This window comes from Brevibacillus sp. AG (assembly GCF_028369215.1).
Taxonomy (GTDB): Bacteria; Bacillota; Bacilli; order Brevibacillales; family Brevibacillaceae; genus Brevibacillus; species Brevibacillus porteri.
This window is the reverse complement of record NZ_JAQMYO010000001.1, coordinates 521,748-543,676: the sequence shown is the minus strand read 5'-3', so window position 1 is coordinate 543,676 and position 21,929 is coordinate 521,748. Positions and strand designations below refer to the sequence as shown.

The window sequence follows — 21,929 nt, the reverse complement described above, 5'->3', positions numbered from 1 at the left end:
GGAGAGAATATAACGATGAGCTTGGCTACTGTTAAGCGTCTGATAGAGGAGCGAAAAGAACAATATTTACAGCAATTGTTCGCCTTGTTGAAACAGAAAAGCATAAGTACAACTAATGTAGGCGTACGAGAATGTGCGGAGCTGTTGAATGAGATGATGCAGGCATGTGGGATACAGAGTCGCCTAATGGAAACAGCAGGACATCCAGTTGTATATGGAGAATGGATAAAGGCTGAGAATGCATTCACAGTATTGATCTATGGTCATTATGATGTCCAGCCCCCTGAGCCTCTCGAGGAATGGCTGTCGCCACCCTTTGAACCGACCATACGAGACGGAAGGATTTATTGTCGAGGAGTAGGAGACAACAAAGGTCAGTTAATGGCTCAGGTACTGGCGATTCAAACGTATTTGGACAGCTTTGGTGAGTTGCCAGTCAATGTGAAGCTGATATTTGAAGGGGAGGAGGAAAACAGTAGTCCTCATCTCGCGACTTTCGTTGAAGAGAATAAAGAGCTATTGGCATGTGACCTTGTTTACACATCAGATGGGCCCATGCATGGAAGTGGTATTCCTTCTGTTGAGTTAGGTGTCAGGGGTATTCTTGGTGTCGAACTGGTAGCACACGGAGCAAAATGGGATCATCATTCGGGAAATATGGGAAATATCGCACCCAATCCGGCATGGATGCTTATTGACTTGTTAAAAACGATGCGTGATGAGCAAGGGAGGGTGCTAATCGAAGGATTTTACGATAATATCCGCCAACCGACTGCCTATGAGCTGGATTTGCTTCGCAAGCTTCCTTTTGAACGCGAGGTGTTAATCGAGCAGATCGGATATCCAGATATCGAAGCGGACGCCGAAACCTTTTATCGCTTGGTATCCTTGGAACCGACTTTCAATATTTGCGGTTTTCACAGTGGATACGGGGGAGACGGCTCCAAGACGATTATTCCTGCCACTGCGCGTGTGAAAATGGATATACGGCTAGTCATCGATCAAGACCCAGACGATATTTTTCAAAAGCTTTGCGAACATGTGAAAACACACAATCCTTCCATAGAGGTCTTGCATCAAGGAGATATGAAACCTTCTCGTACTTCTGCTGAACTGGAGATCGTGAAAGTGGTTACACAGGCAGTCAGAGATGCGTACAGAGTAGATCCTCTTCTTGTACCTGGAGTCGGCGGGAGCCTCCCCGATTATGTCTGGACTCAGATTCTCGGAGTCCCATCCGTGATGGTCCCGTATGCGAACGCAGATGAGGCGAATCATGCGCCGAATGAAAATATGAAAGTGGCCCTTTTTTATCAGGGCATTTCATGTACATGCCATGTGATTCATCGATTAGGGGAGCTTTCAAAGTAAGAATCAATAAGTGGTAATTTGCTATTCATATCCATATGTAATATAATGCTTGGGTTAATAGCACTCCACGTATCAGTAACGGCACGGGCGTGTTCGCGATTATTCGCGATCGCCCTTATTTCTATTACACGAGTAAAATAGTGGAGAGAGAATATGGAAAAGGTGGTCCTCAACCATGAAAAAGTCTACATTGATCCCAGCTGCACTTCTGTTAGCAGTCCTGACTGCTTGCGGCAACACGCAAACTGCAGAGCAACCAGCAAATCAAAATCAAGCGGCAACAGGTACCCAACAACCAGCTGGTGAAGCAACTACGCAAAAACCAGAAGAAGCGAAAAAAGAAGAGCAACAGGTGATCGTTGCTCCACAAGAAATCGTTGTGTACAAGCAAGGGGAAAAAACATCCCTGAAGCCGGAAGATGACAAGTTCAAGGAAATTCTTGCGCTAATGAATAAACGTTTTGAAACACCTGCGGACCAAATGCGTTTTGATGACAGCACCCAAGCGGTGGAGAAGGACAAGAAAGAGGCTTTGGCAGTTGAATTCAACTACGCTGAAGTAACGACAAACACTTTGCCAGCAACTGTTGGTACAGATAACAAAGCAGAAGTAAAGGCGAAGACACTGTTCTTCGTATTGAGCGGAGACAACAAAAACCATATGTTTGATTCAGAAGATGGCAAAGCTTATGGAACGGCACCGTTGCACTTGACCGAATCCATTGAACTGACCGAGCTGTTGAATAAGTAAACCAACTACCCAGACTGTCGAGCAATCGGCAGTCTTTTTGCTATAAGAAATGCCTGATCAAAGAAACCCCTCTTGATCTTGGGTCAATCGATCAAGAGGGAAGGGCATGATAAGCTATTTCCTTTTTTGATCCGGTTCCGATTGCACGACAGTTAATGCCGCATCGCCATCGGTTTCCACCAGATGCTTCAACATAGAGAGCTTATTGTTCCAAAACTGCTCGTAAAAGGAAAGCCATTGCTTTACTTCTGTTAGGGGACCGGGATGCAACCGATAGATTTTCTCGCGACCTACCTTATGTCCCGTAACCAAATCTGCGTCAGCAAGTATATGAAGATGCTTGACCACAGCCGTTCGGCTTATGGGGAAATGAGAGGTAATTGCAGAGATAGGCAATTCTTTTTCAGCTAGCAAGCGAAGTACTTCTCGACGAGTAGGGTCAGCGATCGCTTGAAATACATCAACCTTTTCTGCTGAAGCAGACATTTAGCCCTCCACAACCTTTTTCAGACGCTCGTGAACAATTCCAACCCAACCTTGATTCATCTTCTCACGAATCATTGCGCTCTTCGCGTTTGCTTTTCCGATGATCTCATCTGCCGCTTTCCATCCACCATGAATAAGGGTAAACTCCGTTTTATCTCCCAGGTCTTTTAAAAGAAACGAGACTACCCAACCGTCTATATCCCAAGCAAAAGAAAGGCGATGAGGTGCTTCTACTTCCAACACTTTGCATGGGGACGGTCCAAAGGGCGATTGAATATGAAACTCGTGACCTACCACTGGTTGAAAATCATTTGGCATAAACCAAGCAGAAATGGCTTCCGCAGTGGATACTTTCTCCCATACCTTTTGAATAGGGGCGTCGAAAACAATGGTTTGTTTAATATCTTCTACGGTTTGTTGATTGTTCTGTTCCACGATAAATCTCTCCGTTTCGTAGTGAAAATATAACACCTTTTGGTTTTACTTCATGATGATATAACACCATTTGGTTTTATGTAAATGGTATTTTTCCTCCAATGATCAACGACTATACAAAAAAGGAGATCAGATTTACTGAAGCTCCTTTTGTAACATGTATGTACTCATTGTCTACTCATTCTATATATTGATTCGCTTGGGCTTGCAGTTCCTTTAAAAATTCCTTACCGGGTACTGAAGCATATTGGTTTTTTAATTTGATGCAATAATAGGAGACTACGGGTTCTTTTGCAATGAGGGGCTTGCAAATGATATCTTCCCTTTGAAAAAATGGATCGGTTTTCGTCGTTAGGCGAGTTTCAAACCCCAATGCCATTCCTTGTGAGATAAAATGTTTTTTTGTTTCATAGTTTTGAGATTGAACAAAGAAATTAATTTTGTGAAATTCGCCAAATAGATAGGCATGAAATTTTTTTGTGTCACTCAAATTGGTGGATGCCACAATCGGATAGTTATATAAATCCTCCATGTAAAGTATCTCTTTGCTTGCCAATTCCGAGTCCTTTCGAAAACAAACCATCATTGAGGTATCTGTGATATGGGTTGTAGTAAGCAACTTGTTATCTTCATGGGAAGAAGGAAAGGAGTAGATAACTCCGATGTCAACATCCCCATTTAAAACATCTTTTCGAACTTGCATAAGATGTGCTTCTTTCACATGAAGATGGACCTTTGGGAATTTTGTAGTAATCGCAGCCAAGGTTTTCGGAACTAGTGTTCGACAGATGCCTGGAACAGTTGAAATGGATAGCTGTCCTTCGAACTCGGAAGAATCACATTTCGCCTCATTTTTAAATTCTTCGATGCGGTTTAATATTTCCTGAGCATGAGCGATAAGTTTTTTTCCCAACTCGGTAGGTTCTAATCCAGTTCGTGAGCGTTCAAAAATCTTAACTCCGAGTTCCTCTTCCAAACTGCTAATCGCAAGGCTTATACCTGGTGAAGATACAAAAAGTCGTTCGGCTGTATTGGCAATCGATCCTGTTTTTGCTATTTCAGTTATGTAGATTAGTTGCTCGATTCGCATAGCTTCACCTCAGTACCATTGATTTTCAAGTAGACTGTTTAGGCTTGCTTATATGAGCCATTAATATTTACATAACGAACCTTTTCATTTCTAAACTTTAAAAATAGATAGTACCAGAATATCATGAATATAAGATTCCGAACAATCAGAATTATCGTTTTAATGACATTTGACCAAACTCGATCCAAGTACGCAAAGAGGTGAGTCGTATGAAGGAAAAAAACATCGTGACCACTATGGAAAACAAAGTCTGCATCATCAAATTGAACAGGCCAGAAATCAGAAATCCTTTAACGGAAGTGGCATGGGAACTACTCGATACATTAAGAGAAATTCAATATGACGACCAAGTCAAAGCGGTTATCATCACGGGTACAGAACGTGCGTTTAGTGCTGGTGGCAATTTGAATAACGTTCAGGGCGATACTTCGAATGCCTTTTCTACCCGTAAAAGAATGAAACAGTATTATGAGCTGCTCCACATGATGAGAAAAGTGGAAAAACCCATGATAGCAGCAGTGAATGGCGCCGCAGCAGGAGCAGGAGTCAGTCTGGCATTAGCCTGTGACTTGGTGATTGCAGCCCGTTCCGCTTTCTTCATTCAAAGTTTCGTGAAGGTGGGGGCACTTCCCGATTTCGGTGGGATTCATTTTTTAACACAATCATTAGGGCCTCACCGAGCAAAAGAACTGATGATGTTGGGAGAGAGCATCTCGGCAGAACAAGCATACCAACTCGGGTTGGTGAATGAAGTAGTCGATGATGACATCTTACTGGAGCGGGCATGTTCCATAGCGCAAAAGATTGCAGAAGGGCCAAGTTTGTCAATTGGACTGATCAAACAACTCGTTCACTATAGCGCAAATGTCAGTTTAGAAGAATTTTTGGAGTTGGAAGCCTTTGGTCAAGGAGTATGTTTTCAGACGGAAGATTTGAAAGAAGGAGTTACTGCATTTTTTGAAAAACGGGCTCCACAATTTAAAGGGAAATAATGTGAGATTTCCTTGTTGGTGAGGTGCGTCATCGTGAATATGGGGAGTTCACTTGTCAGAAACGCGAATATGATGCCGGATAGAGTCGCGATCATCTATCAGGATCAGACATACACGTATGAACAGCTAAATCGAATCGTAAATCGACTGGCACATGGCTTGCTTTCACTTGGGATCACAAAAGGTGAAAAAATATGCTTCATGATGAAAAACTCCAATATCTTCCCGATCGCTTTGTTTGCGGCCGCCAAGATCGGTGCTGTCACGGTTCCGATCAACGTTCGCCTGACGAAATCAGAAGCAGCATACCTCATCGATCATTCGGATGCCAAGCTAGTCATTTATGATGAAGAGTATGGAGCGCTGATTGAACAGGCTCGATCTGCCAAGGTCGCTCATTGTATTGCTGTTCACCATACGCAAGTAGAAGGACATTTGTCGTTGCAACAGGTTCTGACCGAAAATGAAAATGAGCCTGATGTAGTAGTTGAACAGCATGATGATTCTCACATCCTGTATACATCCGGAACGACAGGAAGACCCAAAGGAGCCGTATTCGATCATCATCGAGCTATTTTGTTCATTTTTCATTCGCTTGGTTTGAGTGGGGAAACAATGAACAGCCGAATCTTGCATTTCATGCCTTTCTTTCACGGTGCAGGATTCAGTATCCTCTTCAAGGATTTATTTTTAGGACAAACACTTGTCATTCAACAAAAATTTGATCCTGTTGAAGTTCTAAAAGCAATTGATCATTTCAAAATTCAATCATTTATTGCTGTTCCAACGATGTATAACATGATGCTGCAAGTCTCAGATGCAGACCAATACGATTTATCCTCGATTGAAAGTCTAAGGTATGGTGGGGCACCGATGTCCCCAGAACTGATCAAGAGAAGCATGGAGCTGTTTAAGACGGATCAGTTTAACAACCGCTGTGGATTGACAGAGGGCGGTCCTTCCGGGATTTACTTATATCCGGAGGATCATAAGGAAAAGCTGGGGACAAGCGGAAAGGCAAGATTCTTGACGGAAGCTAAAGTCGTTGACAAGGATGGAAAAGAAGTTGCCCCAGGAGAAATTGGGGAATTGCTTCTTCGGAGCGACATGATCATGAAGGAGTATTATAAAAATCCAGAGGCTACTGCTGAGGCAATTCGTGACGGGTGGCTATATACGGGAGACTTGTGTTCCGTTGATGAAGATGGCTTCATAACACTTGTTGATCGCAAAAAAGATATGATTATTTCGGGTGGCAGCAACATCTATTCCGTTGAAGTAGAGAACATTCTGTACGCTTTTGATGGTGTATGGGAAGCAGCAGTGATAGGAGTTCCCGATGAGAAGTGGGGCGAAATAGTGGCAGCGGTAATCGTCGCAAAACCTGGTTATACCATCGATAGAACCGAGTTAATTGAATTCTGTCGGAAGCATCTCGCTGCTTACAAGATTCCTCGCGCAGTAATCTTCACGGACGTTTTGCCAAGAAATCCTTCTGGGAAAATACTGAAATATGAATTGCGGAGCCGTTACATAAAACATCAATCCGAATCCACTTTTTCTAATGAAAGGAGTCGGTAGTTTGAAAAAGCCATGGCACGCCTTTTATCCGAAAACGATCCCCGTTGAAATGGAAATTCCTCTGTGCTCCATCTACCATTTCCTTGAGCGAGCTGCACAAGAATTCCCTCATCATCCAGCTATTATCGAAGCGGATCTGGCGTTCACTTATACCGAACTGAAGCACGCAGTGGATCGTTTTGCGGGTGCCTTGCATCGACGTGGATGCAAGAAGGGAGATCGCTTGGGAATCATGCTGTACAATTGCAAAGAATATATCATCGCCTATTTCGCAGTTCAACGAATAGGGGGGATTGTCGTCCAACTGAATCCCATGTTTCAGCAGCGGGAATTGCTTATCATGCTGGATGACTCGGAGCCGAGCTGGTTGATTTGTGATAGTAGTCAGATCGAGAAACTAGAAAGTACTGGCTATCACCATAAGCTGACGATCGTAACCATAGATCACAATCCAGCTGGATATGCCTACTTCTATCAGTGGATCGAAGAACAAAACGATACACTCCCTCCTTTGCAAATCAATAGCATGGAAGATATTGCAGTCCTACAGTACACAGGCGGAACGACAGGAACACCAAAAGGGGTAATGATTACGCATTACAACACGGTAGCGACTACGTACCATACCTCGATCACAGACGAAGGGGCACTTCAGCGTCCCGACGAACGGTTTCTTGGTGTTTTCCCGTTGTTCCATGGTGCAGGCTTGATGGTCATGATCGCCTCTATCTTCCATGCAGGTGTCTACATTCCCATCATGCATTTTCGCATCCATGACACTCTTCCCATCATCCGCAAGTATCGTCCCTCTCATCTCTCAGCCTCACCGACTGTCTTTGTCGCATTAGTGAATCATCCTGATTTTCGGGAGGATGATTTGCATTCATTGAAAATATGCAGATCAGGTGCTGCTCCGATCCCGTTAGAAGTATTGCGAGCATTTGAACATAAGTCGGGCGTCCGTATTTCTGAAGCGTATGGACTTACAGAATCCAACGCTGTTATCGTTCGGGTATTTGGAAAAGGTGTTCGAAAAACAGGGAGCGTAGGGATACCAGTCCCAAATGCCGATGTAAAAATCGTGGATATGGAAACAGGTTTGAAAGAAATGCCACCGGGAGCAACGGGTGAAATTGTTTTGAAAAGTCCGCAAATCATGAAAGGATATTGGAAAAAACCAGAAGAGACAGCGCAAACGATCCGTGATGGATGGCTCTTTACGGGTGACACGGGCATGCTGGATGAGGATGGCTTCTTGTATGTTGTCGGAAGAAAGAAGGAAATGATCATCGCAGGAGGATACAATATTTATCCCAACGAGATTGATGAGGTCCTGTACATGCATTCAGCCGTTGCAGAAGCGTGTACATTCGGTGTCCCGGATGCCTACCGGGGAGAAACCGTCAAAGCAGCCATTGTTGTGAAGAAAGACCATTCGCTGACAGAAAAAGAAATTGTGGAATGGTGCAAAGAGCGGTTGGCGAAATACAAAGTGCCCAGATTGATCGAATTCAGGGAGCAATTGCCGAAATCGGCAGTGGGCAAAATATTGCGCCGTACATTGGTTGAGGAAAATCGTACCCATTAATATTTTCTTAATGTACCTTTTGCGTTCTAAACTTTATGAAATACGAGCATAAATTTATTATTCATTTAAAGATTCTAATTATTCGTAAATATCAAAAGTGACTTCATCAATCTACTAAAGGAGGCGAGACTATTGGGTAAAAAAGTAAAAGTAATTGGCGTCAATATGATACCGTTTACAAAACCGGGAGCACACGAGCCGTATGAAGTCATGGCAGCGAAAGCGGTAAAAGGTGCACTGGAAGATGCGGGAATTGACTATTCCGAGATCCAGCAAGCATATGCAAGTTACGTTTACGGTGACAGCACGTGTGGTCAAAGAGCGTTATATCAGGTGGGGATGACCGGGATTCCGATTTTTAATATCAACAACAACTGCTCCTCTGGTTCCAATGCGCTGTTCCTGGCACGACAAGCAGTAGAGTCTGGCGCTGTAGAGTGCGCACTGGCAGTTGGCTTTGAAGAAATGAAGCCGGGCGCATTGAAATCTCATTGGGATGATCGAACACCAGCAACTGGCTGGTTGCAGGATCGCTTGAAGGAATTGTGGCCAGAAGTTCCGCAAGCACCAAATGCCATCCGCTTGTTTGGTTCAGCAGGTAAGGAGTATCTGGAGAAGTATGGAGCGAATCCCGACATTTTTGCAAAAGTCTCCGTGAAAACAAGGAATCATGCCGTTCAAAATCCGTACTCGCTATTCACACAAACACTGACAGTAGAAGAGGTCATGAGTGCTCCGGAATTGATGCCTAAATTGACTCGTCTCATGGCGTGCCCTCCTACGTGTGGTGCAGCAGCGGCTATTGTTTGCAGTGAGGAATTTGCCAAAAAGCACGGTATTTCCAACGCAGTCGAGATCGTGGCGCAAGCGCTGACAACGGATATGAATATCAGTCACGACAATATCCTCAATCTGGTGGGAGCGGATATGACACGTCGTGCCGCCAAACAGGTCTATGAGGAGGCAGGCATCGGCCCAGATGAAGTCGATGTGCTGGAACTCCATGACTGCTTCACCCCAAATGAGGTCATTACCTATGAGAGCCTGGGGATATGTGAGGAAGGTGGAGCAGAGAAATTGATCAATGATGGCGATAACACATACGGTGGCAAAGTGGTTGTCAATCCTTCTGGTGGCTTGATGTCAAAAGGACATCCAATCGGAGCAACGGGTCTTGCCCAGTGCACGGAGCTTGTCTGGCAGCTTCGCGGACAGGCACAGAAACGGCAAGTGGAAAATGCAAGAGTTGCCTTGCATCACAACTTGGGTCTTGGTGGTGCTTGCGTCGTAACTATGTATCGAGTTGGATAAAAACGAAATGGAAGGAAGAGTGGAAATGGCAAAAATGTTGGAAAACCAAGTAGCGATCGTTACAGGGGCTGGACGGGGAATCGGTCGTGAAACGGCATTGGTATTAGCTGAAAATGGCGCGCGAGTCGTTGTGGCAGATCGAGATGAAGAACCGGCAGCAGAAGTAGTTTCTACGATCAAGGATCTCGGAAGCGATGCGATCGCATTTTGCGGAAACGTAACAGATCCAGTCTATCCGAAGCAATTGGTAGATGCGACGATTTCTGCTTTTGGCCGACTGGATATTTTGGTGAACAATGCTGGCTATTGTATTGACGGCCTTCTTCATAAAATGACGGACGAAGCATTCCAGGCAATGCTAGACATCCATCTGATCGCGCCCTTCCGATTGATTCGTGAAGCATCCCCATACATGCGCGATGTCGCCAAAAAAGAGATCGAACAAGGTATCGTTCATCACCGCAAGATTATCAATGTTTCCTCCGGTTCCGGGGTGAGAGGAAACATGGGGCAAGCCAACTATTCTTCTGCAAAAGCAGGTGTCATTGGATTAACCAAGGTGGTAGCGAAAGAGTGGGGGCAATTCAACATCAACAGCAATGCAGTTGCCTTTGGTTTCATCGATACTAGGCTTACTCGTCCCAAAGAGGAAGGTCTTATTGTCAACGGAGAAGCAGCGGGCATTCCAGAAAAAGTAAGGGAGAAGCTAATCAGTAACATTCCGCAAAAACGAGTTGGTAGCGGAAGGGAAGCAGCTGAAAGCATTTTATTCCTCGCCTCCCCCTTGTCCAACTATATCAATGGACAAGTGCTTGGGGTAAACGGCGGTTCCTTGACGTAATCATTCTGTCCAATTTATGCAGATGAGGTGAATGAACGTGTCAAATGTGAAAGATTTGATCGGGCTGGAGTTTAAGCCTTACACCATGCCCGTAGAAAAAGGAAAAATAAAAGAATTGGCACTCGCTATCGGTGATGACAACCCGATCTATTACGATCTGGAGGCTGCTAAAAAAGAAGGCTACGATGGAATCCCGATCCCGCCAACCTTTTTGCAAGTTATTGACTTGTGGGGCGGCATGGGTTCCGTTGAAAAAATGGAGAAGTTGGGATTAAAACTGGCGAGAGTTTTGCATGGACAGCAATCCTATGAATACTTGGGTGACATTGTCGCGGGAGATGTGCTGTCAGTCACGAGCAAGGTTGTCGATGCCGAAACGAAGACAGGAAGCAGCGGATCGATGGACTTGGTTACATCTGAAAATCAGTATCGAAATCAACGAGGTGAACTGGTAGCTATTACGAGAAACACGATCGTGCATCGTCATTAATGGGGCATGAGAAGAAAGGAGAACGCCATGATATTTTATGAGGATGTAAGTGAAGGATACGAGTTCCCTGTTCTGGAAAAAGAACCGATCACCCGCGTGCAGCTCGTTCGGTTTGCAGGTGCTTCCGGCGATTTTCACCCGCTGCATCTGGTGGAAGAGTTCGCCGAGAAAGCAGGCATGAAGATCATCGCTCACGGAATGCTGGTCATGGGGATGCTGTCCCAAGGAGTTACTTCCTGGGTTTCTCGAAAAAATATCCAGAAAATTCAAGTTCGTTTTAGCAAAATGACACTTCCTGGCGAATCGATCCAGATTGTAGGAAAAGTTCTGGAGAAAAAGTTGGATAACACTGTAGTGGGAGAAGTACTGGCAAAGAACAGCGAAGGAGAAGTCAAAGTTTCAGGCATCTTTGAGGCGAAATTGCCATCAAGGTAATAGATTTGTCTGCGTTTCCTAACTGACCGGCTTGAGTACCGTGGAATTGGTTGCCACTATAGCCCTCACGGTTCTCATAGACGGTCTTTCCTATATGTATAAAGAATCCAAAAAAGAGGAGGGGTGCATGGTGTCATATTCAACGACTTCATCTAAACCAAATACATTTGATTTATTTAGAAGAGAGAGACGTTTTCTCACCCATGAACACGATATGCTCCGAACTTCTTTGCAAAAATTTCTCGAAAAAGAAGCTGTCCCTTACATAGAGAAATGGGAAGAAGAAAAATACACGCCACGAGAATTTTATGAGAAGCTGGGTGCGCAAGGGTTTCTTTGTCCGCAGGTGCAGCCTGAATATGGCGGTCTTGGCCTCGACTTCGGCTTTAATCTCGTCTTGGCGGAAGAGTTACATCGTGTTGGCGTAGGTACGTTGGCAAGCACGAGCTCTTCGATTATCGTCCCTTACCTCGAAAGATTTGGAAACGAAGAGCAAAAGAAAAGGTATTTGCCCAAATGTGTGAGTGGAGAGGTAACGACGTCAGTGGCGATGACAGAGCCTGGGATCGGATCGGACTTGGCGAGTATGAGTACAGCGGCTATTCGTGAGCGCGATCATTATATCGTAAACGGGCAGAAAACCTTTATCTCCAACGGTATCAATGCATCGCTGTTTTTCGTTGCAGTCAAAACCGATCCAAAAGCAACTCCAGCTCGGAAAGGTGTCAGCATCCTCTTGGTGGATGCGGATACACCCGGATTTTTCCGCGGACGCAAGTTGAAAAAGCTGGGCCAGCATTCTACAGATACGGTTGAGTTGATTTTTGAGGATGCGCGTGTTCCCGTTGGTAATCTGCTAGGAGAAGAAGGGCAGGGCTTCTACTACTTGATGGAAAAATTGCAGCAGGAACGGCTTTTGATTGCTTTGGGTGCAATGGTCATAGCAGAAGAGATGCTCAAGACAACCATGAGCTATGTAAAAGAAAGACATGCTTTCGGGAAACCGATCAGTTCCTTTCAGAATACACAATTTGAAATAGCAGAAATGGCAACCGAATTAAAAATGGCGCAGACCTTCCTTGATGATTTAACAGAAAAGCATATGCAAGGCGGAAATTTCGTTACCCAAATTTCCATGGCAAAATGGTTCATTACAGAAATGGCAAGGAAGATGTCAATCCGCTGCTTACAGCTTCATGGCGGATACGGATTTATGGAAGAATATCCGATAGCCCGTCGTTATCGGGATGTTGCCGTGATGCCAATCTATGGAGGCACAACAGAAATTATGAAAAATATTATCGCCAAAAATCTTGGCTTATAGGGGAAAAGGAATTTTCACAAAGAACAGACTGCCGACAGATATCCCTGTCGGCTTTTATGTGACCGTGTACTCATCCTATCAAATAATCCCTTGGCGGTAGAGTTCTCCAACTGCATGGGAACGATTGTTAGCTCCCAACTTTTGAATCGCGGATTTTACGTATTGTTTGACGGTTAATTCACTGATACTCATGGAATCTGCCATTTCCTTCGTACTCTCACCCCACGCGATTTTTTTCATCACTTCCAGTTCTCGTTTGCTTAGCTGCAAAGAGTTTTCTACCCGCTGATAGTCTTCAATGAACTTCCCAACGAGCTTGCCATACAGAGTGACAGACGCAAGGATTTCGTCATCAATGATTGCTCCCGTATGGAATTCTTTGGAGGATATAAAGCCAATGACGACCGAACCGTAGCAAATGGGGGAAACTAAAACGGCATGAGCATTGGAGGAATGAGGGTAATTGCTGCTGGTTTGTTTGAAGAACTCAATGCCAGAACAGTACTTGGCCTTTCTTTCACGGATGATATCCTGCAAAAAGCTGTATCCCCGAATATCATCTCGTTTTTCCCGTATATGACTTAATCCTCTTGAAGAGAGAGAGATAATTCCTTCGCCAAAATAGCCAATAGGCGAATAGCGATATAAAGACGCATCCTGGACTGGAAATAGCTCCATATAGTACTCAAGAATTTTATATAATTTTTCTTCATGATTCGTTATGGCATCCAGCTTTCGAACTTGTTCTTCAATGGTATAGATTGCAGTCACTTTGTCATCTCCTTTTGGGGGAATCAGTATACGACAAAATGGGAATATTCCAATTATACAGAAAAAAGTAGGCTTAAGATAAGGATTATAGTTCTTCTCTGAATCTATTTCCTTCAAGTATACATCATATCAAGGGAAGGATGGATGCTTCGTGGCAAATTTAGATCCAAGAGCAAAAGTTTATTTGGAAAGGATTAACCAATTACCGCCCCTTCATAAATTGGAGCCGCAAGCAGTAAGAGACATATTTGCACAGATTCCTACTGTCGAGGTAGAGCTTGCACCGCTCGCAAAAGTTGAGGACAAGCTGATTCCTGCTGGAGCGGATGCCGAAATAAACATCAGGATGTACACACCGGAGGGTCAAGGTCCGTTTCCGCTTTTTGTTTATTATCATGGTGGCGGTTGGGTAATCGGTGATCTTGAAACCGTAGATGCTAGCTGCCGGATGCTGGCTCATCTATCAGGAAGAATCGTCGTATCGGTCGATTATCGATTGGCGCCGGAGCATAAGTTTCCTGTTCCCGTCGCTGATTCCTATGCAGCGTTAAAATGGGTGAGTGAAAATGCTTCCTCTATTAATGGAAGCGCTTCCGATTTGGTAGTTGGCGGTGATAGTGCAGGAGGAAATCTTTCTACCGTTCTCTCGCTTCTTGCAAAACACCAAAACGGCCCGGCAATAAAGGCGCAGGTCCTTATTTACCCAGTGACGGACATGCGCTTTGACTCTCCATCTTACATGGAATTTCAAGAAGGGTTTGGTCTGAATCGGGACCTGATGTTGTGGTTTTCCAACCATTATATCAATCATGAGTATGATAAAGGCAATCCGTATGTAGCTCCACTATCAGCGAGAGATTTGAGCAATCTTCCTCCTGCTATCGTGATCACTGCTGAATGTGATGTATTGCGCGATGAGGGAATAGCATATGCCGAACGCTTGAAGAATGCGGGAGTAAAGGTTGAAGCGGTATGCGAGAAGGGGTTAGTACACGGATATTTTACGAATATGTCCGTATTTCCGGAGCAGATAAAAGCGACGATTTCTCGCATAACGGAATTTCTGTATACAATCGATCAGATTGTAACCAAGTAGGGTAGGGGGCTTGGAACGATGGTGAAAGGAAAACGATTGATTTTATCACTGGCTACTGTTCTGACAACGCTATCCTTTTCTGTTAGTACCCCTGCTTTAACAGCTCATGCACAGGCTAACGCTATGGCGTCGCAGGGAACGGTATCAACCAAACAGTCACGTGAGAATCTTGCATACAGCCTGGGTATCCAAGCCTACATTTACGGCTATCCTCTTGTGACATTGGAAAAAAAGAAGAGAAGTGCTTTACAAGCCAAAAGGCCCTTGAATCAGTTTTTTCATCTTCAAGCGCTGCCTGCTGCTGATTATAGAGGCGTGGTCTCCCCGAATCACGATACGTTGTACTCTGCTGCCTATCTTGACCTTGCGCAAGGTCCACTGGTTCTGCACGTACCTGATTTCGGAAAAAGATATTACACTATCCAATTTATGGACGCTTGGACAAATTCTTTTGACTATATTGGGACGAGAACCACTGGCACAAAAGAAGGCAAATTTTTGATCGTCGGACCAAACTGGAAAGGCGATCTGCCGGCAAATAGGATAGTCATCAAGTCCCCGACCAATACAGTGCTTGCTGGTGGGCGTATTTTAATAGATGGAGAAACAGATATTCCGAATGTAACCGCTCTTCAAAAACAGATGACGATTACACCCCTTGTCCAATCAACGAAGATCAGCTCTTCCTCGAATGCATCTGCTGCGATATTGGACGAAAAGGACCCGCTGTCGTTCTTTCGCCTCCTGACCAGCTCCATGAAATCTAATCAGCCGGCTTCAGCGGATGAAGCTCACGTCAACCAGTTCGAACACATTGGAATTTCCCCAACCGATGATTTTGATGAAACTACGTTGGATAAAGCGACTCTGGCAGGATTAAGGCGCGCTGTAAAAGATGGGGAAGAAATCATTACAATGGCAAGTGCTGTCAAAGGACAAGGACAAAATACATGGAGTCTAAACCTCGATTACGGAACATATGGGGTGGATTACCTAAAGCGAGCAGTTGTCGCTCGTACGGCCTTCGGTGCCAACATCCCGAGTGAGAGCGTATACCAAAGGACGGATGTGGATCGCGATGGAACCCCACTATCGGGAGAGAATCGCTATGTCATTCACTTTTCAAAAGATAACCTTCCTCCTGTTGATGCTTTTTGGTCATTAACCCTGTATGGAGCAGATTATTACTTCGTACCAAACCGTCTCAACCGTTATGCCATTGGCGACCGCACGAGGGAACTGAGATACAATGCAGACGGCTCTCTCGATATCTACCTCCAGAAAGATCCGCCTGCTGGAAAAGAATCGAACTGGCTACCGACTCCAGCAGGAGATTTTAACTTGATGCTCAGACTGTATTTACCCAAGCCGATTGTTCTGGAAGGCAATTACGAAATTCCCACGGTGCAAAAAGTAAACTGACAAAAAGCAAAGGAGGAAGTGCTTGTGAAAAAGGCAGGAATGTTCATTACAGCATTGAGTGTACTGACATCAATGGCAACGGGTAGTGCATATGTAAACGAAAACAAGCAATATCATGCAGGAAGTGTTCAGCCACAGACTTCGGCCACACGAAATTCGGCGCCACTCGTGCAAGCTCCGTACCGTACCAATTTGGCGTACAGTGTAGGGGTTGATGCTTACATTTACGGTTATACCCTTGTGGAAATGGCTAGAACGATGCAGCAGTTCACTGAGAAAACCCCTTTAAACACATTCCATCACGACAAGGTGCTGGCAGATGCAAGCTTCAAAGATTTTGTCAAACCGAACAATGACACGTTGTACTCATCAGCATGGCTGGATTTATCAAAAGGTCCTCAAGTGTTGAGCTATCCCAAAATCGATCGATATTTCACCTTACAAATGATGGATGCCTACAGCAACTCCTTCAAGTATATTGGCGGGTCCAATCTGGATGATTACAAAGGTGGAAAAGTAATTATTGTGGGACCGAAGTGGGAAGGAAAGCTGCCAAGTAACGTAGAGGTCGTTCGGGCGCCTACGGACATGCTTTGGATTCTTGGTAGAACATTTGTGAATGGCGAAAAAGACTTGCCCAACGTTTATAAAATTCAACAAGGGTATACGTTAGCTCCCTTGGATGATAAACAGAAACCAGGTGCGATCGGTCTGCCCAAAATAGAATCGGCTGACTTCGATGATCCGTCAAAATTTTACCCGTTACTCGCCGAATTGATGAAGCTTAACCCGCCGCCACAAAGGGATGAAGCTTTTCTAAGCAAGCTTGAGTTCATCGGCTTGGATTATCAGGCAGGGACATTTCACGCAGACGATGATCCTGTTGTATGGGAAGGTTTGACGAAAGCAGGAAAAGATGCAAAAGAGATCATAAAAAATTCCATCAGTATTCTGCAAAGACCCAACAATGGAAATTGGCGAGTAAACAATGAGCGAGTGGGTATTTATGATACCTATTATTTAAATAGAGCCATGATTGCCATGCATGGAATTGGTGCCAATACACCGGAGGAAGCTGTTTATGCATCAACTCGTGTGGATGATGGCGGGACTCCGTTGGTCGGACAGAAAAAATACGTAATTCATTTTGAAAAAGAGCAGATTCCTCCGACAAAATCGTTCTGGTCGATTAGCCTATACAATTTTGAAAATCACTTTATCGATAATGAGTTGGACCGCTATTCCATTGGCGATCGCACGGAAGGGCTGAAATACAACCTGGATGGTTCGCTGGATATCTACATTCAGAGCACACCACCGAAGGACAAAGAGACTAACTGGCTGCCATCGCCTACCTCAACGACAGCTCCAAATTTTAGTTTGGTAGTAAGAATCTACACCCCGGATGAGTCTTTACAGGAGAATACCCTTGTCATACCGGCTATCAAAGTAGTGAATGAGTAAAGCTTTGAACCTCTTCTTTTGAGGGAATGTCCACGTGCGGAATTAGGAATATTCGGATAACTAACAAAATGATTTTATTGGGAGGTTGGAACAGGAATGACATCAACTCAGCACAAAGCCCAGGTGAAATCGAGTAACGACTTCGACGCGGTGATCATCGGCGCGGGATTCTCAGGACTATACATGCTCTATCGCTTGCGTGAAGCAGGATTTTCTGTGCAAGCCTATGATGCCGCTCCAGATGTTGGTGGCGTATGGTATGCCAATCGTTATCCCGGAGCGAAATGCGACTCGGAAAGCATCATCTACAATTACATGTTTTCTGAGGAGCTCTATCAGGAATGGACTTGGTCCTCTAGATACCCGGAACAGGCAGAAATTCTGAGTTACCTCAACTATGTAGCGGACAAATTCGATTTGCGGCGTGACATCCAGTTTCATACGCGCATAACGGCGGCCCATTTCGATGAGGTACATAACAGGTGGCGACTCCAAATGGAAGATGGCACACATGTAACGGCGACGTATTTTATTACGGGGGTCGGTAATCTCTCCTCCTCCAATATTCCCAAGTTCAAGGGCTTTGATAGCTTCGAAGGCGAGTGGTACCACACCGGACATTGGCCACATGAAAAAGTAGAATTCAAGGGGAAGCGAGTTGGCGTGATCGGTACAGGTTCAAGCGGCATCCAATCGATTCCGGTCATTGCCGAGGAGGCAGTGCATCTGTTTGTCTTTCAGCGGACACCAGGGTATTGCACGCCAGCGAGAAACCATCCCTATGATCCGGAATTTATACGCCAGACGAAATCCAACTATAGCGAGATAAAACGGCAAACACGTGAATCTGCAACTGGCTATCTTCACAAAGTGCAAAATGATCGATCTGCGTTGGAAGATACACCGGAAGAACGCCAGCGGGAATATCAAACGGTCTGGGATCGGGGAGGCTTTGGGTTAGGCAGCACTTACAATGACTTGATAATAAACGCAGAAGCCAACGAAACAGCAGCCGATTTTATTCGCTCCAAAATAAGCGAAGTTGTAAAAGACCCCAAGGTGGCCGAGCTTTTGAAACCAACTTATTATTTCGCTGCGAAACGGCCTGTTCTGGACACCAATTATTATGAGACATATAACCGCAACAATGTCACGCTAGTCGATGTGAAGAGTAGGCCGATTACCGAGATAACACCCAAGGGAATCAAAACGACGGAAGAAGAGTATGAACTGGATATCCTCGTTTTTGCAACGGGTTACGATGCGATGACCGGGCCGTTGTTTAAGATTGATATTCGTGGAAAAGACGGGATCTCACTCAAAGAAAAATGGGCGGGAGGTCCGCAAACTAGAACGTACCTTGGCATCGCAAACGCTGGTTTCCCGAACATGTTTATGATTACGGGTCCTGAGAGTCCTTCCTCCTTGTCCAACGTTCCTGTTTCCATTGAGCAGCATGTGGAATGGATTGGCGATTGCATAGAATATTTGCGCGAACATGGGATTGCATCTATTGAGGCGAAAGTGGAGGCAGAGGAGGCTTGGAGCACGCATTGTAGCGAAGTGGCTGATTCGACACTCTACACGAAAACAGATTCCTGGTACACAGGTGCAAATATAGAGGGCAAACCACGTGGATTCCTCATCTATGTAGGCGGTGTTGGAGCTTATCGCAAAATTTGCAACGAGGTAGCAGCCAAGGGCTATGAGGGCTTCTCCTTAACACCGTCGTCCACTAGAGAAACCATATCCTAGAAGTAGATGCAAATGAAGAAAAGCAAATGACAGGAGATGAAAAGCATGTCCAAAGTTTTGGGTGTACCGCAAGAAAGCGTAGCACAGTTCCTTTCCGGCACAAAACAAATGCTGATCAACGGTGAATGGGTTCCTTCTCTCTCCGGCAAAACCTATGAATCTATCAATCCAGCAAATGGGGAGGTCATTGCGAAAATTTATGAAGGAGACGAGGCAGACGTAGATCAGGCAGTTCGTGCAGCAAGAGCAGCATTTAACGGGCCTTGGTCCAAAACTTCTCCTGCAGAACGAACAAAATTCCTCAATAAGCTCGCCGATTTGCTGGAACAACGCGTCGAAGAATTTGCTTATCTCGAGACGCTGGATGGCGGAAATACGATTACGCTAACACGCCACGGCTTCGTCCCAAGTGCTGTCGCTCATTTGCGCTATTATGCCGGATGGGCGACAAAATTAACAGGACAAACGATACCGCTTACATCAGGTGGCAATTTTCATGCCTATACACGAAGAGAGCCTTTAGGGGTATGCGGACAAATCACACCATGGAACTATCCTTTGCTGGGGACAGTCTGGAAGTTAGCTGCTCCGCTCGCCGCAGGGAATACCGTGATTTTGAAGCCTTCCCAGCAAACCACCCTTACAACTTTGCTACTTGGTGAACTGATCATGGAAGCGGGTTTCCCCGCAGGAGTGGTGAACATTGTAACAGGCTCCGGCCGTAAAATTGGGGAAGCGATCACGAGTCACCCTGATATCGACAAAATCGGTTTCACAGGGTCAACGGAAGTGGGCAAAGGCATCATGAGAAAATCCGCTGACACTCTGAAAAAAATCACACTGGAATTAGGCGGAAAATCACCAAACATTATTTTTGCGGATGCTGACCTGGATAAAGCGATTCAAGGCGCGTTTATGGGAATGTTTACAAACCAGGGCCAGATATGTGTGGCAGGGACTCGGCTCTATGTGGAAAAGTCAGTCTTTCAACAGGTCACAGAAAAATTGGTTGAAATGGCACAAAAAATGAAAGTGGGGAACCCACTAGACCCAGCTACACAGATGGGACCGCTGATTTCCAAAGAGCACTTGCAATCGGTGAAAAATTATATTGAAATCGCCCAAAAAGAAGGAGCTACCGTTTTAATAGGTGGGAACGTTCTACAAGAGGGCGAGCTGGCAGGCGGTAATTATTTGGAGCCTACCATTCTTACTGATCTCGAAGAAAATTGCACTGCCGTAAAAGAGGAGATATTCGGCCCTGTCTTGTGCGTCATGCCGTTTGAACAGATAGAGGAAGTCATTGAAAGAGCGAACGAAACCGAATACGGATTGGCTGCCGGTGTATGGACACAAAACTTGACAACTGCACATAAAGTCATCGATGCATTAGAAGCAGGAACTGTCTGGGTAAATACGTACCTCAAATCGGATAACGCTCTTCCCTTTGGTGGGCATAAGCATAGCGGAATTGGCGTGGAAATGGGCTATCAAGGTATTGAAGCATACACAAAAACGAAAAGTGTCTTAATTAGCCTCAATTAGATCAATCAAAACCATATCAGGGGGTAAACAGAATGAAGGCACTGGTACTCGTAGATAAACAGAAATGTGAAGTGAAAAATGTTCAAGATCCCACACCTGATAAAGACGGGATTCTTATTAAAGTAATGGCAAATGGAGTATGCCGAAGTGACTTGCATTTTTGGCTGCATGGACAACCGGCAAACCGTATTTTGGGTCATGAATTCTGCGGCGTCGTAGAAGAAGTGGGTAGGGAAGTGACCCATTTTAAAAAGGGAGATCGGGTAGTTGTCCCATTTATCGGAAGTGATGGAACTTGCCCTTTTTGTCTCAGTGGGAAGTCAAACCTGTGTGACTCCAGGTCATTCCCCGGGATGTCCTATGATGGCGGCTACGCAGAATACGTCGCCGTTCCAAAAGGAGACCGGAATGTCATCCACTTGCCAGAGGAAATTGACTTCCTCGATGCTTCGGCCTTGGGCTGCCGCTTCATGACCGCTTTCCATGGTCTGGTCGATCGGGCACAAGTTATGCCTGGGGAGTGGGTGGCCATTTATGGATGTGGTGGACTTGGACTTTCTGCGATCAACATTGCCTCAGCAATGGGGGCAAATGTAATCGGTGTGGACATTCAAGATACGAATTTAGCGTTAGCCAAGCAGATGGGAGCAGCTTATACCATTAACAGCCGTAAAACGAACCCCGTCGAAGCCATCATGGAACTCACGAAGGGTGGAGCAGACGTGTCTGTAGATGCACTGGGCCATTCCGAAACATGTGTAAACTCGATTCTCAGCCTCAAAAAGGACGGACGCCACTTGCAAGGGGGGCTTATTACACACGATGGTGGAAATGTTACGATCCCTGTGACTGATATGGTCAAGAAAGAGATTCGCTTCCTTTCTACCTTTGGCATGCCGGTTCATGGTTACTCCTCTTTTCTCTCCTTTGTGTTGCAAGGAAAACTTTCTCCTAGCAAAATGGTGAATCGTGAGGTTTCTCTTTCTGAAGTGAACGACATTTTTGAAGGAATGACCCAAAATACGCTGACCGGAACATTTGTTGTCACAAAATTCGAATAAGACAAGCTAGTCATTGCAAACATTGGGAAGGGTCTGCTGGTCATCATAGCAGACTCTTTTTACCGGCGTTTTTTTTGTTTTTTCACCTGACCAATGTGCTCCAATCTTGCGTGAAAAGGG

At 45.1% G+C, this 21,929-nt stretch carries 20 protein-coding genes; 16 read left to right on the top strand and 4 right to left on the bottom strand.

Translation table 11 applies throughout. From position 1 onward, the window contains the following. The first annotated feature begins 15 nt into the window (after positions 1-15). A complete protein-coding gene (locus POF51_RS02280) occupies positions 16-1,371 on the top strand; it encodes a M20/M25/M40 family metallo-hydrolase (protein ID WP_271753606.1) in 1,356 nt (451 codons plus the stop codon). A gap of 175 nt (positions 1,372-1,546) precedes the next feature. Next, complete coding sequence (locus POF51_RS02275) at positions 1,547-2,122, top strand: hypothetical protein (protein ID WP_069845071.1); 576 nt, start codon at positions 1,547-1,549, stop codon at positions 2,120-2,122. 114 nt (positions 2,123-2,236) lie between these two features. Here the strand turns inward: POF51_RS02275 and POF51_RS02270 are convergent, their stop codons facing one another. From POF51_RS02270 to POF51_RS02260, 3 genes are all read right to left on the bottom strand, one after another. Continuing rightward, positions 2,237-2,608, bottom strand: a complete 372-nt coding sequence (locus POF51_RS02270) for an ArsR/SmtB family transcription factor (RefSeq protein WP_069845070.1) — start codon at positions 2,606-2,608, stop codon at positions 2,237-2,239. Beyond that, positions 2,609-3,043: an SRPBCC family protein gene (locus POF51_RS02265; RefSeq protein ID WP_069845069.1), complete on the bottom strand. Its 435-nt coding sequence runs from the start codon at positions 3,041-3,043 to the stop codon at positions 2,609-2,611. A gap of 178 nt (positions 3,044-3,221) precedes the next feature. Next, positions 3,222-4,133, bottom strand: coding sequence for a LysR family transcriptional regulator (locus POF51_RS02260; protein ID WP_069845068.1), 912 nt, complete (start codon positions 4,131-4,133; stop codon positions 3,222-3,224). 209 nt (positions 4,134-4,342) lie between these two features. On the opposite strand from POF51_RS02260, the gene POF51_RS02255 reads away from it, so the two are divergent. The 8 genes from POF51_RS02255 (at position 4,343) to POF51_RS02220 (ending at position 12,695) form a co-directional block, all read left to right on the top strand. Further along, a complete protein-coding gene (locus POF51_RS02255; RefSeq protein WP_069845067.1) occupies positions 4,343-5,125 on the top strand; it encodes an enoyl-CoA hydratase/isomerase family protein in 783 nt (260 codons plus the stop codon). Positions 5,126-5,164: 39 nt separating this feature from the next. Further along, positions 5,165-6,706 (top strand): class I adenylate-forming enzyme family protein, encoded by a 1,542-nt coding sequence (locus POF51_RS02250; RefSeq protein ID WP_083261579.1) that lies wholly within the window; start codon positions 5,165-5,167, stop codon positions 6,704-6,706. Between the two features lies 1 nt (position 6,707). After that, complete coding sequence (locus POF51_RS02245; protein WP_083261544.1) at positions 6,708-8,294, top strand: long-chain-fatty-acid--CoA ligase; 1,587 nt, start codon at positions 6,708-6,710, stop codon at positions 8,292-8,294. Positions 8,295-8,426: 132 nt separating this feature from the next. Continuing rightward, a complete protein-coding gene (locus tag POF51_RS02240) occupies positions 8,427-9,605 on the top strand; it encodes a lipid-transfer protein (protein ID WP_271753598.1) in 1,179 nt (392 codons plus the stop codon). Between the two features lie 25 nt (positions 9,606-9,630). Next, on the top strand, positions 9,631-10,446 hold the full coding sequence (locus POF51_RS02235) for an SDR family NAD(P)-dependent oxidoreductase (RefSeq protein ID WP_017248447.1): 816 nt from the start codon (positions 9,631-9,633) through the stop codon (positions 10,444-10,446). 37 nt (positions 10,447-10,483) lie between these two features. Beyond that, positions 10,484-10,936 (top strand): MaoC family dehydratase N-terminal domain-containing protein, encoded by a 453-nt coding sequence (locus POF51_RS02230; RefSeq protein WP_017248448.1) that lies wholly within the window; start codon positions 10,484-10,486, stop codon positions 10,934-10,936. Positions 10,937-10,963: 27 nt separating this feature from the next. Further along, positions 10,964-11,371, top strand: coding sequence for a MaoC/PaaZ C-terminal domain-containing protein (locus POF51_RS02225; protein ID WP_017248449.1), 408 nt, complete (start codon positions 10,964-10,966; stop codon positions 11,369-11,371). 127 nt (positions 11,372-11,498) lie between these two features. After that, positions 11,499-12,695: an acyl-CoA dehydrogenase family protein gene (locus POF51_RS02220; protein WP_170831552.1), complete on the top strand. Its 1,197-nt coding sequence runs from the start codon at positions 11,499-11,501 to the stop codon at positions 12,693-12,695. Between the two features lie 78 nt (positions 12,696-12,773). On the opposite strand, the gene POF51_RS02215 is transcribed toward POF51_RS02220, so the two are convergent. Beyond that, entirely contained in the window at positions 12,774-13,466 is a 693-nt protein-coding gene (locus POF51_RS02215; protein ID WP_069845063.1) for a helix-turn-helix transcriptional regulator, read from the bottom strand. A gap of 151 nt (positions 13,467-13,617) precedes the next feature. On the opposite strand from POF51_RS02215, the gene POF51_RS02210 reads away from it, so the two are divergent. From POF51_RS02210 to POF51_RS02185, 6 genes are all read left to right on the top strand, one after another. Beyond that, complete coding sequence (locus tag POF51_RS02210) at positions 13,618-14,562, top strand: alpha/beta hydrolase (protein WP_069845062.1); 945 nt, start codon at positions 13,618-13,620, stop codon at positions 14,560-14,562. Between the two features lie 18 nt (positions 14,563-14,580). After that, positions 14,581-15,984, top strand: a complete 1,404-nt coding sequence (locus tag POF51_RS02205; RefSeq protein ID WP_083261542.1) for a DUF1254 domain-containing protein — start codon at positions 14,581-14,583, stop codon at positions 15,982-15,984. Positions 15,985-16,008: 24 nt separating this feature from the next. Beyond that, complete coding sequence (locus POF51_RS02200; RefSeq protein WP_083261540.1) at positions 16,009-17,448, top strand: DUF1254 domain-containing protein; 1,440 nt, start codon at positions 16,009-16,011, stop codon at positions 17,446-17,448. A gap of 96 nt (positions 17,449-17,544) precedes the next feature. Beyond that, on the top strand, positions 17,545-19,203 hold the full coding sequence (locus tag POF51_RS02195; RefSeq protein ID WP_271753588.1) for a flavin-containing monooxygenase: 1,659 nt from the start codon (positions 17,545-17,547) through the stop codon (positions 19,201-19,203). A 45-nt stretch (positions 19,204-19,248) separates the two neighbouring features. Then, positions 19,249-20,748 carry an aldehyde dehydrogenase family protein gene (locus tag POF51_RS02190; protein ID WP_069845060.1) on the top strand — a complete coding sequence of 500 codons (1,500 nt, stop codon included), beginning with the start codon at positions 19,249-19,251 and terminating at the stop codon, positions 20,746-20,748. A gap of 32 nt (positions 20,749-20,780) precedes the next feature. Continuing rightward, positions 20,781-21,809 carry an alcohol dehydrogenase catalytic domain-containing protein gene (locus tag POF51_RS02185; RefSeq protein WP_069845059.1) on the top strand — a complete coding sequence of 343 codons (1,029 nt, stop codon included), beginning with the start codon at positions 20,781-20,783 and terminating at the stop codon, positions 21,807-21,809. The last annotated feature ends 120 nt before the right edge of the window (positions 21,810-21,929 follow it).

Bases quoted from the DNA above. Each gene is read 5' to 3' on its own strand.
- POF51_RS02205 (WP_083261542.1), top strand. From the start codon at position 14,581: ATGGTGAAAGGAAAACGATTGATTTTATCACTGGCTACTGTTCTGACA.
- POF51_RS02190 (WP_069845060.1), top strand. From the start codon at position 19,249: ATGTCCAAAGTTTTGGGTGTACCGCAAGAAAGCGTAGCACAGTTCCTT.
- POF51_RS02225 (WP_017248449.1), top strand. From the start codon at position 10,964: ATGATATTTTATGAGGATGTAAGTGAAGGATACGAGTTCCCTGTTCTG.
- POF51_RS02235 (WP_017248447.1), top strand. From the start codon at position 9,631: ATGGCAAAAATGTTGGAAAACCAAGTAGCGATCGTTACAGGGGCTGGA.
- POF51_RS02260 (WP_069845068.1), bottom strand. From the start codon at position 4,133: ATGCGAATCGAGCAACTAATCTACATAACTGAAATAGCAAAAACAGGA.
- POF51_RS02185 (WP_069845059.1), top strand. From the start codon at position 20,781: ATGAAGGCACTGGTACTCGTAGATAAACAGAAATGTGAAGTGAAAAAT.
- POF51_RS02270 (WP_069845070.1), bottom strand. From the start codon at position 2,608: ATGTCTGCTTCAGCAGAAAAGGTTGATGTATTTCAAGCGATCGCTGAC.
- POF51_RS02220 (WP_170831552.1), top strand. From the start codon at position 11,499: ATGGTGTCATATTCAACGACTTCATCTAAACCAAATACATTTGATTTA.
- POF51_RS02275 (WP_069845071.1), top strand. From the start codon at position 1,547: ATGAAAAAGTCTACATTGATCCCAGCTGCACTTCTGTTAGCAGTCCTG.
- POF51_RS02280 (WP_271753606.1), top strand. From the start codon at position 16: ATGAGCTTGGCTACTGTTAAGCGTCTGATAGAGGAGCGAAAAGAACAA.
- POF51_RS02250 (WP_083261579.1), top strand. From the start codon at position 5,165: ATGGGGAGTTCACTTGTCAGAAACGCGAATATGATGCCGGATAGAGTC.
- POF51_RS02255 (WP_069845067.1), top strand. From the start codon at position 4,343: ATGAAGGAAAAAAACATCGTGACCACTATGGAAAACAAAGTCTGCATC.
- POF51_RS02195 (WP_271753588.1), top strand. From the start codon at position 17,545: ATGACATCAACTCAGCACAAAGCCCAGGTGAAATCGAGTAACGACTTC.